This window comes from Variovorax jilinensis (assembly GCF_030316885.1).
Classification (GTDB): domain Bacteria; phylum Pseudomonadota; class Gammaproteobacteria; order Burkholderiales; family Burkholderiaceae_C; genus Variovorax; species Variovorax jilinensis.
This window is the reverse complement of sequence record NZ_JASZYQ010000006.1, coordinates 119,573-137,009: the sequence shown is the minus strand read 5'-3', so window position 1 is coordinate 137,009 and position 17,437 is coordinate 119,573. Positions and strand designations below refer to the sequence as shown.

Annotated in this window: 11 protein-coding genes; 5 read left to right on the top strand and 6 right to left on the bottom strand. The window is 67.9% G+C overall.

Translation table 11 applies throughout. From position 1 onward, the window contains the following. Positions 1 to 5 precede the first annotated feature (5 nt). Positions 6 to 941 (top strand): glutaminase A, encoded by a 936-nt coding sequence (gene glsA / locus QTH87_RS20970; protein ID WP_286611994.1) that lies wholly within the window; start codon positions 6 to 8, stop codon positions 939 to 941. 13 nt (positions 942 to 954) lie between these two features. Here glsA and QTH87_RS20965 read toward each other — a convergent pair whose 3' ends face one another. Beyond that, a complete protein-coding gene (locus QTH87_RS20965) occupies positions 955 to 4,635 on the bottom strand; it encodes an AsmA family protein (RefSeq protein WP_286611993.1) in 3,681 nt (1,226 codons plus the stop codon). Between the two features lie 359 nt (positions 4,636 to 4,994). Here QTH87_RS20965 and QTH87_RS20960 point away from each other — a divergent pair, with 359 nt between their 5' ends. Genes QTH87_RS20960 through QTH87_RS20945 form a run of 4 tightly spaced genes read left to right on the top strand, consistent with a single transcriptional unit; the run spans position 4,995 to position 9,727 of the window. Continuing rightward, a complete protein-coding gene (locus tag QTH87_RS20960) occupies positions 4,995 to 5,255 on the top strand; it encodes a YtcA family lipoprotein (RefSeq protein WP_286611992.1) in 261 nt (86 codons plus the stop codon). A gap of 2 nt (positions 5,256 to 5,257) precedes the next feature. Further along, positions 5,258 to 6,304 carry a multidrug transporter subunit MdtN gene (gene mdtN / locus QTH87_RS20955; RefSeq protein WP_286611991.1) on the top strand — a complete coding sequence of 349 codons (1,047 nt, stop codon included), beginning with the start codon at positions 5,258 to 5,260 and terminating at the stop codon, positions 6,302 to 6,304. Further along, positions 6,288 to 8,186: an FUSC family protein gene (locus QTH87_RS20950; RefSeq protein ID WP_286611990.1), complete on the top strand. Its 1,899-nt coding sequence runs from the start codon at positions 6,288 to 6,290 to the stop codon at positions 8,184 to 8,186. The genes mdtN and QTH87_RS20950 overlap by 17 nt, the downstream gene beginning before the upstream one ends. 8 nt (positions 8,187 to 8,194) lie before the next feature. Next, a complete protein-coding gene (locus tag QTH87_RS20945) occupies positions 8,195 to 9,727 on the top strand; it encodes a TolC family protein (RefSeq protein WP_286611989.1) in 1,533 nt (510 codons plus the stop codon). A 6-nt stretch (positions 9,728 to 9,733) separates the two neighbouring features. Here the strand turns inward: QTH87_RS20945 and QTH87_RS20940 are convergent, their stop codons facing one another. From QTH87_RS20940 to QTH87_RS20920, 5 genes are all read right to left on the bottom strand, one after another. Then, positions 9,734 to 10,120, bottom strand: coding sequence for a hypothetical protein (locus QTH87_RS20940; RefSeq protein WP_286611988.1), 387 nt, complete (start codon positions 10,118 to 10,120; stop codon positions 9,734 to 9,736). Between the two features lie 168 nt (positions 10,121 to 10,288). Further along, positions 10,289 to 13,867, bottom strand: coding sequence for an indolepyruvate ferredoxin oxidoreductase family protein (locus tag QTH87_RS20935; protein WP_286611987.1), 3,579 nt, complete (start codon positions 13,865 to 13,867; stop codon positions 10,289 to 10,291). Positions 13,868 to 13,898: 31 nt separating this feature from the next. Beyond that, positions 13,899 to 14,534: a TetR/AcrR family transcriptional regulator gene (locus QTH87_RS20930; protein ID WP_286611986.1), complete on the bottom strand. Its 636-nt coding sequence runs from the start codon at positions 14,532 to 14,534 to the stop codon at positions 13,899 to 13,901. Positions 14,535 to 14,571: 37 nt separating this feature from the next. Then, positions 14,572 to 16,248 carry an AMP-binding protein gene (locus QTH87_RS20925; protein WP_286611985.1) on the bottom strand — a complete coding sequence of 559 codons (1,677 nt, stop codon included), beginning with the start codon at positions 16,246 to 16,248 and terminating at the stop codon, positions 14,572 to 14,574. Then, positions 16,245 to 17,405 (bottom strand): ABC transporter substrate-binding protein, encoded by a 1,161-nt coding sequence (locus QTH87_RS20920; RefSeq protein WP_286611984.1) that lies wholly within the window; start codon positions 17,403 to 17,405, stop codon positions 16,245 to 16,247. The genes QTH87_RS20925 and QTH87_RS20920 overlap by 4 nt, the downstream gene beginning before the upstream one ends. Positions 17,406 to 17,437: the final 32 nt, after the last annotated feature.

Below are 17,437 nucleotides of genomic sequence, written 5' to 3'. Positions count from 1 at the left end.
CCGACATGGCCATCGACATCAAGGCGCTCAAGGAGGCGGTGCAATCCGCCTACGCGCAGCACCATGCCGCGCCGGGCGGCGAGAACGCAAGCTACATCCCCTATCTCGCGAACGTTCCCTCCACCCTCTCCGGCGTGGCCGCCGTGACGGTCGATGGCGACATCGTGGCGGCAGGCGATTCGGACTTCCAGTTCGCGATCGAATCGATCTCGAAGGTTTGCACCCTGGCGCTCGCGCTCGAGGACGTCGGACCGGACGCGGTGCAGGACAAGATCGGCGCCGATCCGACCGGGCTGCCATTTAATTCCGTCATGGCGCTCGAACTGCACGAGGGCAAGCCGCTGTCGCCGCTGGTCAATGCCGGCGCCATGGCGACGGTCAGCCTCGTCAAGGCGTCGTCCGTGGAGGACCGCTGGTCGCGCATCCTCGGGATGCAGTCGCAGCTGGCCGGCGCCCAGCTGGCCCTGTCCGACGACGTCAACCATTCGGAGCAGACGACCAACTTCCACAATCGCGCGATTGCGTGGCTGCTGTCTTCGGCGGGCTCGATGTATTGCGACCCCATGGAAGCCTGCGATGTCTACACCCGCCAATGCTCCACGCTGCTGACCACGGTGCAGCTGGCGACCATGGGCGCGACGCTGGCCGGCAAGGGCAGGAATCCGCTCTCGAAGCTTCAGGTCATGAAGCCCGCGCACACGCGCTACGTGCTGGCCGAGATGACGATGGAAGGCATGTACGGCCGCTCGGGTGACTGGGCCTATACCGTCGGCCTGCCTGCTAAGAGCGGCGTGGGTGGCGGCATCCTGACGATCGTTCCCGGCCTGATGGGCATTGCGGCCTTCTCGCCGCCGCTGGACCCGACCGGCAACAGCGTGCGGGGCCAGTTGATGGCGGCCGCGGTGGCGCAGACGATGGGCTACAACCTCTACGCGGCCTGAGAGTCTCAGCGCGTCAGCGCATCAGCCTCTGGAGCAGCTTCTCGAGCGGGTCGTCCGGAAGCTGGGCGCCGCTGGCGATCCGCGAGCAGGGGTCGCCGGTGGCCTCGAGCTTGCGCCACAGCTCGCCCGCCAGCAACGAGACCCCCGCGGTGGCCCAGGCGGCCGTGCCGGCCAGCAGGATGCCGCTCGGGTCGAGTTCCACCGTCGGGTTGCTGAGCGTCCCCGTGACCTTGGCGACACCGCTGGTCAGGCCCAGGAGGCTCAGGCTGAAGAAGCTGCGACGCACCGCTCTATAGCCGAAGAGGATCTGGCCGGTCGTGAGGTTGGCCGCGCCGCTGCCCAGGATGTCCATGCTCTGCAGTCGCAGCACGATGCCGTCGCTCGAGGTGGCAACGCCTTTGGCGATGGTGAAGTGCGCCGCTGCGCACTGGAGCTGGTTGAAGTCGCTGCTGCGCCGCCCGGGCACGAGCGTGAGCAGCAGGTTGCCCGCGATTCGCTCGAAGCCGTAGCCGGTGTGGATCGGCAGCGTGCCTGCCCCCGCGGTGAGCAGGAAAGCGCCGTCGGACGTGGCGAGCATGCGCCGCAGCGTGGCGCCGGTGCCCGCAACCTGCGCGCGCATCGAGATCTTCGGTGCCGCGGCAGACGTGGGTGCGGTGCCACCCGTGTACAGCGAGCGCGAATCGACTTCCTTGAGCTGCAGGCGTACCGCCAGGCCAGGCACGCGGCGGATGTCGAATCGCAGTTCACCATTCATGTCGCCTTCGGCCGCGTGAGCCTGCATCTGCACCAGCCCCTTGTCGAGCGTGCCGTTGAGCTGCAGGTTCATGAGGTCGTACTTGTGCAGGAGAAAGCGCTGCGCCCGCAGACGCAACTGCACGTCGCTCGCGAGCAGCTCGGCGACGGGAATAGGGCGATCGAGCAGGGGTTTTTCTTCCTTCACGGCCTCGGGCGCCCATTGCGTGGCGTCGATGAGCCTGGAGGTGAGATTCGCCGTGAACCGGGGCCGATCGCGCCAGTGGATCAGCAGTTGCCCGGCCGCGTCCGACCTGCCGACCTGCGCCGCGAGACCGGCGACTGACAGCTCGCCGTCGCCCAGCGTGACACGACCGGTCGCCTGGACCTTCAGCGGCGGCAGTCGCGCCGCCGTGAACAGCGCCGCCGTTCGCGCGAGATCGGCGATGTCGACACGTGCAGACAGCGGCGTGGCCATGGGCGCCGCGAGGTTGCGCACGGTGCCTTCGAGCGTCGCGCTGGCGCCCGGTGCGGTCACTCGCAGGTTCAGCGGCACGTCGCGCATGCCGACGAGGCGCTGCAGGGGACCGCTGCTCGCGTCGACCTGCAGCAGCTGGCCATTCAGGGTCGATCGCATGCTGGCTTCGATCCTGGGCCACGCGCTCGCGGGCTCGGCCAGCTCGACCAGCGGTCCGCCGGTCATCGTGAGGTCCATCGCCGCACCCGAGGTCTTGCCCGCGGCACTGACGCGTACCGGCCCACCGGGCTCGACATCGATGCTCGCCCGATCCACCGCCAGCGTGAAGCGGTCGCGCGGCACGGCGAGCGTGAACGGCGACGTGCGCACGCTGAGGCTGGCCTGGTTCAGCAGCTCGCGCCCGTTCGTGCCGTGCGAACCCAGCACTGCACGGGTCTCCAGAAGGGTTCCGGTCATCGTGGCCGGCTGCTTGGCCCCGCGCGCCAGTGTGGCGAGGTCGATGCGCGCGGCCTGGGCATCGACATCGACGCGCCAGGCGTTGCCGGTGGCGTCGATAGCGACGCGTCCCTGCAGGGGAACGGCAGCGACCGTGCCGGACGCCACGTCGATGGCGAGCTTGCCGCCCTGCAGGCGAGCCGTCGCAGCGACCTTCTCGATCGTCACCGGCGCACCGGCGACCCGTCCCAGGTCGATGCGCAGATCGGCGTCGAGTGCCCGCAACGGCGCCAGCGGCAAGGGCCGATCGAGTGCGCCGGGACTGCCTCGCGGTGCGGGACCGCTGCCGAGCTTGCCGAGGTCGAGCAGCGCAACGCTCGCCTTGCCCTCCACCTGCGCGCGGCCATCGCGCCAGCGCAGCGTGCCGTCGCCCGTGAGGCGTGTGCCGGACAGCGTGGCGGCGATCTGCTGCAGTTGCAGCGCGTCGTTGCGCCATTGCAGGCGGGCCGCCAGATCACGGGCCGGGAACGGCAACCCGGCGATCGAGGCGATGCGCAACGTCAGGTCGGTCTCGACGGCGTCGAGCCAGGCGGGCGCGCCGCTGCGTGGAGAAGCGGCGCCGGCAGTTGCGACGTTCGCGGTCTCGAGCGAGCGGATCGCGGGATGGGCCAGGTTGAGCTGACCGAGCGCCAGCGCCCCGGCGAGCCGGGCTTGCGGCGCATGCCTGTAGTCGAGATGGCCGGTCACCGGGACACCGAGCACCTGGCCCTTGATCGCCTTGGCCTCGTAGGTCTGGTTCGCGCGTGTCACCTGCGTTGCGAGATCGATCGGCAGGGCATGCGCGCTGCGCACGCCGGCGAGCGTGCGCAGCGCCGCCATCACGTCACCCTCGGCGTGCAGGGCGAGGTCGAACGCCGAATCGTCGACGCCGCCGATGCGGCCTTCGGCGCTCAGTGCGAAATCCGCCAGCGCAGCGCGCAGCTTGAGCGGCGCGGCCGGGGCCGGCTGTGGCCATGCGGCGCCGCTCGCCTCGAGCGAGACGGCCGTCTCTCCGATCCTGCCCGCAGCGCTCAGCTGCGTGTCCGTGCCGCTGCCGAACGCGACCCGACCGCTGTCGATCTCGAGCAGCGGCGGGTGGGTTGGCAGCCCGTCGAGCGAAAGCTTCAGGCCGTCGGCCTCGAACTTTCCCGGCGAGAAACGCGACTGCCCCGAGAGCCGGTAGGGCCCCCAGCCCGGCAGCGGCCTGCCCACGATGCCGGCCCACGAATCGAGTCGCTTGCCCGCGGCCTCGACGCCGATCTCGATGCCTTCCAGGCTGTAGATGGAGGGCCAGCGGACATCGAACGCGAGCGATGCATCCTGCTGATCGAGTCCGATCGCGACGCGCCATGGATTGCGCGCGATGGCCGATTGCAGCGAGGCCTGTGACTTCGCGGTCAGGCGAACCGCATGGCCCTCGTAGCTTCCCTGAGCCCGCAGATCGAAGGGCAGGCCCTCGACGATGGCAGCCTGGGCGGAGTCGATGCGCGCCTGAACGGCCGAGCCATCGGCCCGCTTCCATGCGATGCGGGCGTCGGCCAGCGTCACGTCGTCGAAGTCGGGCAGATCCAAGGGTTTGCTGCCGCTGTCCGGCGTGCCGAAGACCCAGTTGCCTTCGCCCTGCGGATTGCGCTCGAGCAGCAGGTCGATGCCGTTCAGCCGCACGCTGCGGACCGTCACGCGGCCTTTCAGCAAGGCCTCCAGATCGACGCGGGCCTCGCCAGTGCTCACGCTGAGGAAGTCGGGCCGCGAAGCCCAGGCCGGATTGGCAATGCGCAGGTCGCGCACCGCGAGGGTGGGGCGCATCGCCACGTCGAAGGACATGGCACCGATGGACACCTGCCGACCCAGCGCGTTCGAGAGTTCCTGCTCCAGCTTGCGCCTGTAGACGTCCGCGTCGAGTGTCTCGAGGAAGATGACGACGCCGATGATGGCCAGGACCAGCAGACCGATGCTCGCCCACAGCAGCTTGACCGCGAGGCGTCGCCGAGGCGGCACGACCTCGCTCATGGCTGGATGAAGAAGTGGCGAGCCGGCGTGTCAGTCCCGACGCCGGGCGTCGGGTGGGGTTCCTGCACTGGCAGTGCGATCGACTCGAGGGTGATCAAGTGGTCGTAGCAAGTGGGTTGACGCATCGCGGCGGCCGGGCTGGCAGCAGCCCGGAAGGTCGCAAATTCTAGCTTCATCGAAAGAGGCGCTTCAAGCCGGGCAGCGCGCGTGAAGAGCGTCGGCCCCCGTGGGCGCGAGGCCTTGAAACGGCAGTTCCGCGTAAGAAGCTTCGGTTACAGTCAACGGCAGAATCAACCTCCAGAGAAAGCGGGATGAGCGTCATTTCCAGGTCCTCGAGCGGGCCTTCGCGGTGCAAGGACATGGGCAGACTTCTGCCGCCGCTGCTGCTCTTCGGACTCGGCGGCTGCGCGCGCGAGAGCGCCCCTTCTCTTCCCCTGATGGGTTCCTACTTTCCCGCCTGGCTGGTCTGCGGACTGCTGGGCGTGGTCGCATCCATCCTGACGCGCATCGTGTTCATCCGGCTGGGCATCGACGAGGTGCTGCCGTTGCGACTGCTGGTCTACGTCTGCCTTGCGCTCGCCGTGGCATTCGCCGTGTCGCTCGTCTTCTTCGCGCGCTGATCGTGAGCACCCCTTTCAGCGGCGCAAAACGTGGGCTGGCTCTGGTCGTCGGCGTGGTCATCATCGGGGCCGCGGTCGTGCTGGGCTGGAAGGCGCTGCATCGTTCGGCGCTCAATCCGCTGTCGGAGGACGCGGTGCTCGGAGCGCCCGTGGTGCACGTGGCGGCCTCGGTGCCGGGCCGGATCATCTCGATCGACGTGGCGGAGAACGCCCTGGTGCGGCGTGGCGACCTGCTGTTCAGCATCGACCCTGCGGTCTATCGCCTGCGTGTCGAGCAGGCCAAGGCACAGCTCGCGCTGGCGGAAGCCGCCCAGAAGACGCAGGGCCAGACCTCGTCGGCCGAAGCCTCCAATGCCGCCATCACCAACCAGCAGATCGATCGGGCGAGGTCCAATCTGAAGCTGGCCACCCAGACGCTGGCGCGCCTGCAGCCGCTGCTGCCCAAGGGCTACGTCACCGAGCAGCAGGTGGACGACGCCGCCACGGCCAAGCGCAACGCCCAGATCAGCCTCGACCAGGCGGTCAAGCAGTCGCAGGCCGCCGAGTCGCTGGTCATCGGCCCGGGCGCCGCCAACGCGCAGGTCGCCATCGCGCGTGCCACGCTGGCGATTGCCGAGCAGGAACTGGCGCACACGCAGGTTCGCGCGCCGCATGACGGCAGGGTGGGCGGGCTCAGGGTGGCGGCCGGGGAATTCGTGATTCCGGGCCAGTCCGTCTTCACGCTCATCGATACCGCGCGCTGGCACGCATCGGCCTTCTTCCGCGAGACCGAGCTCGGCGACATCGAGGTGGGCCGCTGCGCGCTCGTCTATGTGATGTCCGATCGCCGGCAAGCCCTCAAGGGCAAGGTGGAGGGCATCGGCTGGGGCGTGACATCGACCGACGCACTGGAGATCCCGCGCAACCTGCCCTACGTGCAGAAATCCCTCAACTGGGTGCGCATCGCCCAGCGCTTCCCGGTGCGCATCCATCTGATCGATCCGCCCGAGAACCTGATGCGCATCGGCGCTTCCGCAGTCGTCGTCGTTCAGCATGATTCAGACTGCTGAGCATCCCTTCCGCGATCTGATCCTGCAGGCGAAGGCCGACCTGGCGCCTTTCGATGGGCGCTTCGCCATGGCCTGGCGCGGCGCAGCGGTGTGTGCGCTGATGGCGCTGGCAGCCATGATGTTCCAGATCTGGGAATCGGCCATCAGCTGCTACCTGCTGCTCTTTCTCATGAAGCCCGATGCCATCGGCAACATCGTGGTGGCGATCGCCGTGATGGTGCTCGTGCTGGTGATCGTCGGGCCGCTGGTGCTGCTGGTCAACCTGACGATCGACGTGCCGCCGCTGCGCATCCTCGTGATGATGCTGAGCTCCTTCGTCTTCCTCTACCTGGGCTCGGCCACGAAGCTCGGCGAGGGCGGCGGCATCGTGGCCCTGATCATCGCCTTCATCATGACCCTGCTCAGCGATGTGCCGGTGTCCGAAGTGGCGACGCGCGGCCTGCTGTACGCCTGCCTGATGGCCGTGGTGCCGATGCTGGTGCTGCTGGGCTTCAACCTCTTCCTCGGTCGCGCGCCGCAGAAGCTGCTGCGCGCGCAACTGGCGCGACGGCTGAATGCAGCCGCCGATGCGCTGCGACAGGCCGATGGCGCGAGCCGTGACGCGGTCGGACAGTTGCTGCTCGAAGGCCAGGCCGATGCGCAGCAGCGGGCGACGATGGTGCGCCTCTTTCGCTACGTGTCGGGCGCGGAAGGCGACTGGCTGAACGCCGCGGTGACCGGCACCTACCGGCTGCTGCTGGCGGTGGCGGCACTGCCCGCTACGGCGCGTGCCGAGGTACGGCTCGAACTGGCAGCGCACTGCGACGAAGCGGCGCGGGCGATTGCAGCCGGCCGGCGTGCAGCCGTGCCGCACTTCGCGCTCGACGACGAGGCGGACGCCGCCGTGGCCGAGGCCCGCGCCGCCTTGATCGCGCTGGCCACGCCGGGCGACCAGCGCGACGTCGGCGCCCCCAAGGCTTCGTTCCTGGCCGACGAAGGGTTCCTGAGCCCGATCCATCAGCGCTTCGCGCTCAAGACGACGGCCGCGGCGCTGATCTGCTACCTGGTCTACACCGCGCTGGACTGGCAGGGCATCCATACGGCGCTGATCACCTGCTACGTGGCGGCGCTGGGCACCACCGGCGAGACCGTCCACAAGCTGGTGCTGCGCATCGGCGGCTGCCTGGTGGGCGCGGCGATGGGCATCTTCGCCATCCTCTTCGTCATTCCGCAACTCGACGGCATCGGCGGCTTCGTGGTCATGATCTTCGTGGCGATCCTGCCGGCCGCCTGGATCTCGAGCGGCAGTCCGCGCATCTCGTATGCGGGCGTGCAGGTCGGGCTGGCGTTCCTGCTCACCGTGCTGCAGGGGTTCGGGCCGAGCACCGACATGGACGCCGCGACCGACCGGATCCTGGGCATCCTGCTCGGCAACCTGGTCGTCTACCTGATCTTCACGCGGGTATGGCCGGTGGGCGCTGCCGGTGCGGTGCGTGCAAGCATCGGCCGCGCGTTGTCCAGTCTGGCCAGGCTCGCCGCATTGCCGCCAGCCGATCGCATCGCGGCGGTGCGCGAAGCCAACAGCGCTGCCGAGGCAAGCGCCGCTGCGCTGGAGGAGTTGCGCCTGGTGCAGTTCGAGCCTGCGGCGCTGCGACCGCCGCCGGCCGAGCGCGCCCGCCTGCAGGAAACCCTGGCGGAGATCCGGGCGCTCACTCCCTGGCTCTTCCTGCACGGCAACGCGTCCGCAGCGGAGTCCGCGCGCTTGCAGGGAATCGCCGAGCGCATGAAGACGGCGCCGTCCGCGCCGGCATCGCAGGACGCGGCGTCCGAGCGGCAGCATCCATCGGCCGAACGAACCATCGACCAGCGTCTCGATCGGCTCGAACGGCTCGTCGGCGCATGACGGGATCGATGACGCACCGTCGACGCGCCGGCAGCCGGGTGCTGTCCGCTGCCGTCTGCATCGCTGCGCTGCTGCTGGCCGGCTGCGCACCGAACACGCTCAGCCTCGCTCCGCCATCGCCGGTGCTGCCCTGGGTGCCCGCGGACGCCGTCGGCGCTGGCGACAACACGGGCTTCTCGGTACCCCGCAACCCTGCGGCGGCGCAGCTCGCCACGCCGCCCGTGCTCGACGGCGAGCGCGTCTATCAATTGCCCGATCTGATCGACATCGCGCAGCAGAACAACCCGGAAACCCGCATCGCCTGGCAGCAGGCGCGCCAGGCGGCGCTGGCGGTCGGCATGGTGGAGGCCACGTACCTGCCGATGATCTCGGCGAGCGTGATCGCGGGCTACCAGAACACGCGGACACCGCTGCCGCTGCGCGTCGAACAGGCGCTCAACACCACCGGCAGTGCCGTGGTGCCGGCCATCGCGCTGCAATGGCTGCTGTTCGACTTCGGCCAGCGCGACGCACTGGCCGAGGCAGCGGGCCACGCGTCCTTTGCCGCCAACGTCAACTTCAACGGGATGCACCAGAAGCTGATCTTCGACGTCACCCGTACCTACCTGCAGTACGGCGTCGCGCGCAGCCGCACCGGGCTGGCCGACGAGATGCTGCGCAACAGCCGCGCGATCCAGGAGGCTGCCGAGCAGCGCCGCAAGAACGGCATCGGCACGACCATCGAGGTCGCACAGGCGCGGCAGCAGGTGGCACGGTCGGAACTGCGGCGGGTCACCGCGCAGGGCGTCGAACGCGACGCCTACCAGGCGCTGCTCGGCGCCATGGGCGTTTCGCCGCTGACGGCCATCAGGGTCGGCTCGGCCGAGAACCGGCCGCTGCCGGGCACGGTCGATGCCCCGACCGAGGCCGTGATCCGTGTCGCGCTGTCCCAGCGGCCGGATGTGCTGGCGAGCTACGCAGGCGTGAAGGCCGCCACCGCGGGCATCACGGCCGCGAACGCGGGATTCATGCCGAAGGTGTTCCTTGCCGGCGCGGTCGCGTCGGGCAACGGGCGTTTCCAGCTCGATGGCCTGCCCGCGATCGGGCCGCAGACCTCGGGCTCGACCGTGCTGATCGGCGTCACCGTGCCGCTGTACGACGGCGGCCTTCGCGCGACGCGGGTGAAGGAAGCCGAGTCCCGCGCGGCGGCGGCTACCGAGGTCTTCAAGAAGACGCAGGACCTGGCGGTCCGCGAGATCGTCGTAGCGTCAGACACCCTGAGCTCCGCACTCGAGTCCAACCGCGCGGCGCTGAACCTCGTCGACACCGCGCGCATCACCTTCGATGCCGCGACCGAAGCCTATCGCCACGGCGTGGGCACGATCACGATCGCGAACGAGGCTGCGAACGGCCTGCTGGAGTCCCGCCAGCTGAGCGTCGATGCGCATGCAGCCGCCCTGACCGCTGCCGCCAGCCTCGCCTTCGTGATGGGCGACCTGACGCGCCCCGCGGACGGAGCCGCCTACGGCTGCAGCACGCCGTTCGAGCGACCCTGCCGCTAGCCCGGGCTACTGGGTCACGGCATCGGCCGGCGGCGGCGAGCCCGCCGGCGGCACGATGACCGCGCGGCCGTCCTGCGAGGTGTATTCGGTGCTGGAGTCGGTTCCGGCCCTCGAGGCACCGTCGGGCACGATCACGGTGGATCGGTTCTCCGTCTGGGAACCGCCCGAACTGCCCTGGCGCGCCCGCTCGAGTGCAAGGCCTGCATCGCGCACGCAGGCGTCGCGCTCCGGACGCGGCATGGTGCCGTCGTTGCAGCGGGCAATGAGCTGGTCGTAGCGCTGCTGGTAAGTCTGCGCGCCGGCCATCGTGGCGCAGCCGGCCAGCAGGACCGCCGCGCACACACGAATGGACTGGGCCGGAAGCTGGCCGCTGGCGGATCTCTGGTTCTTCATGCTAGTACTCCTCGGAGGTGAATTCTTGTTGTCGGGAATCGCCAGTCGAAGCTTCGCTGCCCAATCCAGCCGGGCCCCCATCATATTCAGATTGCGCTGCAGCGGAACAGGCAGGGCAGGGCGAAGAGCAGGCTACACCCGCTGTCTCGGTCGCGGAGCCCAAATGGCTCAAGCGGCCCGCTTGAGCCCCTCGAAGGCCATGTATTCCTCCACGAGCCGGAACTGGCGCTGCGATACCGTCTTCGCCGAGGCGGCCCGGACATGTCCGAATCCCCGGATGTCGTTGGGCAGCGCGGCGATCTGGACGGCGATCGCCAGGTTACCGACGTTCAGCTGCTCCAGAAGCCCCTCGATCGTCGTGCGGTAGCTGGCGATGTGGGCCCGCTCCGCACGCCTTTCCGCCGTGTATCCGAACACGTCGAAGACCGTTCCGCGAACACGGCGCAGCCTTGCAAGGATGTGAAAGGCGCCGAGCATCCAGGCACCATAGGCTCGCTTGCGCGGGTGCCCGTCCGCACCCGGTCGTGCCCAGAGGGGTGGAGCGAGGTGAAAGGACAACTTGTAGTCGCCTGCCAACTGGCCGCGCAACCGCTCCATGAAGCCATTGTCGACGAACAGGCGCGCCACCTCGTATTCGTCCTTGTAGGCCATGAGCTTTCCCAGGCTGCGCGCTACCGCTTCGGAAAGCCGCGTGGAGCTTCCGGCGGTGGCGCGTCGCTCTGCCTCGGCGACGCGCTCGACGAACTCGGTGTATTGCCGCGCGTAGGCGGCATCCTGGTAGGCGGTGAGCAGCAACTTGCGCGACTCGACGAGTTCGCTCAGGCTGCGCGTGCGAACCCTCGGGACGAACTGGATCGGCTGCGCGGGCGATGTGATCCTTTCCACGCGCGCGGGGTCCGCCGCCGCGGCGCGGCCCCATGCGAAGGCCGTGCGGTTGTCCGCGACGGACACCCGGTTGAGATCGATTGCGCGCTCGATGGCCACTGCAGACACCGGGATCAGCCCTTGCTGCCACGCGTACCCCAGCATGAACATGTTGGTTGCGATCGAATCGCCGAGGATCGCCGTGACGACCCGGGTGGCATCGACATAGGCGCAGGCCTTGGACGATCCGACTGCACGCTCGATCTCTGCCTCCAGGGCCCCCTGTGGAACTGCCCAGTCCGCTTTGCGCGCGAAATCCGCTGTCGGCGTGATCGCGGCGTTCGCTACCACGCGGGTGCGGCGCACGGCCATCCGCGACAGCGCTTCCCTTCCTGCTGTCACGATCAGGTCGCAACCGATGACTGCGTCGGCGGACGCGGCGCCGATGCGCGGCGAGTAGAGCGCCTGGCCGGGAGCGCCGAAGCGGATGAAGCTCATCACCGCGCCGTTCTTCTGCGCCAGACCCGTCATGTCGAGCACGGTGACCGACTTGCCTTCGAGATGGGCGGCTATTCCGAGCAGATGCCCGATGGTGATGACACCCGTGCCGCCGATGCCGGTCACGAGAAGCGAGTAGGTTTCTTCGAGGCCGGGAAGTTCGGGTTCGGGCAGCACGGACGGCGGCGACGGAAGGCTCGCAGCTCGCGCGCTGCCGGCGACGTCGGCCTTCGCGCTCTCGGCCGTCGCGCGGGTCCGCAGGGCCCCGCCCTCGACCGTGACGAAGCTGGGGCAGAAGCCATCGACGCACGATCGGTCGCTGTTGCAGGAAGACTGGTCGATCGTGCGCTTGCGGCCGAGCTCCGTCTCGACGGGCTGGACCGACACGCAGTTCGATTTCACCGTGCAGTCGCCGCAGTTCTCGCACACCTGCTCATTGATGAACACCCGTTTCGGAATCACGGCCTCCGTGCTGCGCTTGCGGCGCCTGCGCTTCTCGGCGGCGCAGGTCTGGTCGTAGATGAGGACAGAGACGTCGGCGTATTCGCGCAGGTCGCGCTGCACCGCGTCGAGCTCGCTTCGATGGTGCACCTGCATACCCGGATCGAAATAGCCGACGGGATACTTGCCCGGGTCGTCGGTGACCACCACGATTCTCTTGACGCCTTCCGCGGCGACCTGGCGCGCGATGGCGGCGGGGGTCAACTGACCGTCGTGCTCCTGTCCGCCGGTCATCGCGACGGCATCGTTGAACAGGATCTTGTAGGTGATGGGCGTCCGGGTGGCCACTGCATGGCGGATCGCGAGCGAACCCGAGTGGAAGTAGGTGCCGTCGCCGAGATTCTGGAACACATGCGGTGTCTCGGTGTAGGGGGCCTGGCCGATCCAGGTGCCGCCCTCGCCGCCCATGTGCGTGAAGGTAGCCGTCGAGCGGTCCATCCATGTTGCCATGTACGAGCACCCGATGCCCGCCACGGCCCGCGAGCCCTCCGGAACCTTGGTGGAACTGTTGTGCGGACATCCCGAACAGAAGTATGGCGTGCGCTCCGCCGGCGGGATGCGATCGGCGTCGTCCTGTTCCTTTGTTGCCAGCAGCGACATGCGCTGATCGCAGCGCGCCTGCACCGCCTGCAACGCCCGCATCGCCAGCGGATCGTCGCCGGCGGCAGGCCCCGATGCCCGCAGCCGCGCAGCGATGGTCCGCAGGCACAGCGCCGGGGAGAGCTCGCCCCATTCGGGCAGCAGCAGCACGCCGTCGGCGTCGACCTTGCCGGTCACTCGGGGCCGGGCTGGAAGCGCGTAGAGCGCGTCACGCAGTTGCGATTCGATCAGCGAGCGCTTCTCCTCGATGACCAGCACCTCGTTGCAGCCGGCGCAGAACTCGCGGGCGCCTTCGGGCTCCAGCGGCCACGGCATTGCGACCTTGTAGACCCTGATGCCGATGCGGCGCGCAACCGCGTCGTCGATGCCCATATCGGCGAGCGCCTGCATCACGTCGAGCCAGGCCTTGCCCGTACTGACAATCCCGAGCCGCGCCGGCTCGCCGTTTGGAACGCCAAGCACTTGACGATCCAGCCGGTTCGCCCGCGCCCACGCCAGCACCGCGGGCATCTTGTGCTTCGCAAGCCGTTCCTCGAGCTTGATGAAGGGTTCCTCCGGCCAGCGCAGGTTCAACCCGCCCGGCGGCATAGGCACATGCTCCGGATCCACGAACGCGAGCCGCGTCGACGAGACGTCCACGATGCCGGCGGTCTCGATGGTGTCGGTCACCGCCTTGATCGCAACCCAGGTCCCGGTAAAGCGAGACATCGCGATGCCTGTGAGCCCGAGGTCGATGTAGTCCTGCGTCGTCGCCGGAGCCAGAACGGGCATCGACACTGCCTGGAAGAGGAAGTCCGTCTGCGCCGCCACGGTCGACGACTTGGCGCCATGGTCGTCGCCGGCCAGAGCGATCACCCCGCCGTACCTGGCTGTGCCTGCCTGGTTCGCGTGGCGCAGGACGTCGCCGGCGCGATCGACGCCGGGACCCTTGCCATACCAGATGCCGAACACACCGTCGTAGCGCGCCCCGGGAAACGCGTTGGCCTGCTGCGTGCCCCAGACGGCCGTGGCCGCCAGATCCTCGTTGAGGCCCGGCACGAAGGTCACGTGGTGCTTCTCGAGATGCGTGCGTGCCTTGCCGAGCGCGAGATCGTAGGCGCCCAGCGGCGAGCCGCGGTAGCCCGAGACATAGCCGGCGGTGTTGAGTCCGGCAGCGGCATCGCGTCGGCGCTGCAACATCGGCAGCAGCACCAGGGCCTGCGTTCCGGTCAGGTAAACCAGCCCGTCTTCGTTCTCGTACTTGTCGTCGAGCGTGGCGGGGCGTAGTTCCATCGGAGCGTTCATGGCTTGAATCCTTGCGCGAATCGGATGCGGCCTATCGGGGCCGGGATGAGGTTGGTACGCGGTCGGGGTGCAGCACGCTCAGCAGTGCTAGCCGCAAGGCGCGCACCTGACTGCGACCGATGTCCGCGCGCCTGCCGCTTCGGTGCCACTGCAAGACATTCCCGCTGAAACTGGAAACATAAAGTCGCGTCAGATCGTCCGGCGACACCCGCTGCGAGAACTGACCCGCTGCTTGGCCTTCCAGCACGATGCCTCGCAACACCCTCCCCAGGCGATCGAAGATCGCTTCCACCTTTGCGCCGACGGCTTCGCCGATATTCGAGAAATCGCCCGCCACGGTGACGAGAAACAGAAAGCTGTCTGCACGCTCGAAGGCTCGCTCACCTTGAGAGTGAATGAACTGCACGAGTCGATCGGCTGCCATGACGCGGTCACCGGGGTCGACGACTTCGCCGGTGACGACATCGCCTTCCACCATTTCGAGCACGGCCATCAGCAGATCTTCCTTGCTGTTGAAGTAGTGGTAGACGGCGCCCTTGGTGAGACCGGAAGAATCGGCGATGTGCTCGATCGTCGTGTTTCGGTAGCCCTTCTTGACCATGACGGATAGAGCGGTGCGAAGAATGGTCTCCACGCTGCGCTCGCGCGACAACTGCTTCTTGTTCATCTTGCCCGACGCCAACTCATGGCCGGCCGAATCCTGACTAGTTCTCATACAAGCTCTTCACCTCGATGCCAATTGCCTTTCTGTCCCAGACGGCTGCGTCGACGCCACGTGCTCTCAGTTCGGCCTTGCGAACCTTGTTCGTCGGCGTCCTGGGCAGCGCCTCGAGACGCTCTATGTATCTCGGAAGCATGTAGTGCGGCAGGCAACCAGCGAGATGCGCCAGCAGGTCTTGTTCCCGGAGGGCCATTTTCGGCTGCACGACGATGGTCAACTTGATGTCGTCGTCGTCGTGGAACTGAGATGGGACGCCCACGGCCGCAGCTTCGGCGACCGGCGGATAGGACAACGCAGCCGATTCGATCTCGTACGAGGAGATGTTCTCGGCACGGCGCCGTATCCGGTCCTTCAGCCGATCGATGAAAAAATGGTTGCCGTCGGCATCCCGGCGGGCTGAGTCGCCGCTGTGGAACCAGAGGTTGCGCCACGTCGCGACCGTCTCCTCGTGCATGCCCATGTAGCCCTGCATCAACACCCAAGGTAGGCGCGGGCGCACGACGAGTTCGCCCACTTCGCCGGGAGCGACGTCTTCATCTGTCACCGGATCGACGATCGCCACGTCGAACAGTTCGTCGTCGTTCCGGCCGCAGCTGCCTGGTCGCAGCGGCCGGTCGACGTCGCACCAGATCGGGACGCCGACCTCGGTCATGCCCCAGACCTCGATGCCTCGAACGTCGAATCGGCGCTCGAAGTCCGTGGCAATGCGCGTGGGAAAAGGCGCAACGATCATTCGCCGCAGAGGATTGTCCTGATCGTCCGGGCGTGCCGGCTGGGCATGGATCATTTCGACCATCGGGCCATGGGCCAGTCCGGCAGTGATACCGTGAGTGCGCAGCTTGACAAGCCAGTGCTCGGCATCGAAGGCACGGTCCAGCACGGCCTGTCCCCCAGCGATGAAGGTCGCCAGTATCCCCATGAACTTGCCCGCCATGTGGAACATCGGATGGAAGCAGTGGAACACGTCGTCTTCGGTGAGCTTGAGTCCCCGCACCGACATGGCCGCCAGCAGGCACACCTGCGCATGGGGCATCAAGACGCCTTTCGCCGGGCCCGTGGTGCCGGATGTGTAGATGATCGATGCGATGTTCGAAGGGGCCACGTCGCCGCTCTCGGATCGGATCTCCTCCTCGATCGCCGTGGCGCGCTCGGGGCGAAGCAGGTCGCTCAGCAGGGTGCTCCGGAAGCGATGCGACGGAACCTCGGCGGAGCCCTCTTCGAATATGCATGCGTGCTCGAGATGGTCGAGCTGATCGCCGACCTGCACGACGTACTTCAGGAGCTCTGCCGCGACCACGATATGGCGCGCCTGGGCATTGTTGAGTGCATGCACCAGCGGTGCGCCCCGGTTGGCGGTGTTGATGCAGACCTCGATGGCCCCAAGCACATTGACCGCGATCCAGCAGGCGACGATGTCGGCGCTATTGGGTCCGAACAGCACCACCGTGTCGCCCCGCCGCACGCCCGCCCCGCGCAGCCCCGCAGCGATCGCGCAGGCCTTCAGGTGGAGCGCGCGATAGTTGAGCGGCGGGGCACCTTCGGTGCGCAGCGCAATCGCGTCGGGCCGGGCGAGCGCCTGCGCGGCGATCACCGCCGGAACCGTCGTCAACCCTTTGGCAACGAGCACTTCCCACAAATTCGGCGCTGCCTTGGTCGTCATTTGAGCGTGATGAACTTGCCGTCGCGGATTTCGACAGTGGTCAGGAAATCCGCCGACCAGCCGTCATGGTTGTCCGCAGAGTAGCAGGCCTTGCCGGCGGTATAGGACTCCAGCCCGCAGAGGACCTCGAGCTGGTCTCGCAACGCCTTGCCGGTGATCTCGCCGCGCACCTTCTTGGCCGCCTCGACGATCGCCAGGATGGCGTTGGCACCGATGAGTTCGCCGAAGCCCTGAGGGGATTTGCCTGCGGCTTTCAACAGCGTGCCCAGCGGCACCAGCTGGGGAATCGGATCGTCCCAGTTCGCCAGCACCACCAGCTTGACGCCGTTGCCCGCCGCTCCGCTGGCGTCGATGAAGGCACGTTGCCCCAGCCCGACCGGCGCCCACAACTGCGCCTTCATGTCGATCTGCTTGGCGGCCCGCACGAAGGCGGCACCGAGCGCGGGCGCCGAGGCCTGAACCAGCACCGCATCGGGGTTCGCATTGCGGATGCGGGCCGCCTGCGGACTCAGGTCGGTCGAATTGAGCGGCGCCGCCGCGACCCCCGCGATCTCCAGGCCGTATCGCTTGGCGACTTCCTGCATGTAGTCGGCCGTGTTCTTGCCGTAGGCATCCTCCTGGTAGAAGATGCCGATCCTCTTTGCCCCCGCTTCGGCTGCACGCTTGACCAGGACGTCTGTATTGGTCAGGTCGCCTGTCAGGCTCCGAAACACCCAGGGATAGAACTTGTTGTCCTTCGAGGTCACGGACAAGGTGCCGTTCGGCGCCAGGATTGGAACCTCGTTGCGCATCGCTACCGGCGCGGCCGCCAGCGTCCCGCTGCCGGTGGTCGATCCGATGATCGCGACCACCTTGTCCTTCTGGATCAGCTGCGTCGCGCCGCGCGCCGCTTCGGTCGGATTGGTGCCGTCGTCGTAGATGCTGAGCACGATCTGCCTGCCACCCACACCTCCCTCGGCATTGATCTTGGCCGCAACGGCCTGTACCGCGTCGCGTTCGGGGATGCCGAAGGGCGCGGCAGGGCCGCTGAGGCTCAGCAGCAATCCGATGTTGAGCGGCGGCGCCGACTGGGCGTGCGCGGGTCCCGCGAGGAACAGGCCGCTGAACATGATGGAGGCGAACGAGGCCGAGGCCTTGAGCAGGAAGTGACGTCTCACGATGTGTCTCCTATCGGATGGTTGGTGGGGTC

Excerpts from the sequence above, each read along its gene's own strand:
- glsA (WP_286611994.1), top strand. The coding sequence starts at position 6 with ATGGCCATCGACATCAAGGCGCTCAAGGAGGCGGTGCAATCCGCCTAC.
- QTH87_RS20965 (WP_286611993.1), bottom strand. The coding sequence starts at position 4,635 with ATGAGCGAGGTCGTGCCGCCTCGGCGACGCCTCGCGGTCAAGCTGCTG.
- QTH87_RS20960 (WP_286611992.1), top strand. The coding sequence starts at position 4,995 with ATGGGCAGACTTCTGCCGCCGCTGCTGCTCTTCGGACTCGGCGGCTGC.
- QTH87_RS20950 (WP_286611990.1), top strand. The coding sequence starts at position 6,288 with ATGATTCAGACTGCTGAGCATCCCTTCCGCGATCTGATCCTGCAGGCG.
- QTH87_RS20945 (WP_286611989.1), top strand. The coding sequence starts at position 8,195 with ATGACGCACCGTCGACGCGCCGGCAGCCGGGTGCTGTCCGCTGCCGTC.
- QTH87_RS20940 (WP_286611988.1), bottom strand. The coding sequence starts at position 10,120 with ATGAAGAACCAGAGATCCGCCAGCGGCCAGCTTCCGGCCCAGTCCATT.
- QTH87_RS20935 (WP_286611987.1), bottom strand. The coding sequence starts at position 13,867 with ATGAACGCTCCGATGGAACTACGCCCCGCCACGCTCGACGACAAGTAC.
- QTH87_RS20930 (WP_286611986.1), bottom strand. The coding sequence starts at position 14,534 with ATGAACAAGAAGCAGTTGTCGCGCGAGCGCAGCGTGGAGACCATTCTT.
- QTH87_RS20925 (WP_286611985.1), bottom strand. The coding sequence starts at position 16,248 with ATGACGACCAAGGCAGCGCCGAATTTGTGGGAAGTGCTCGTTGCCAAA.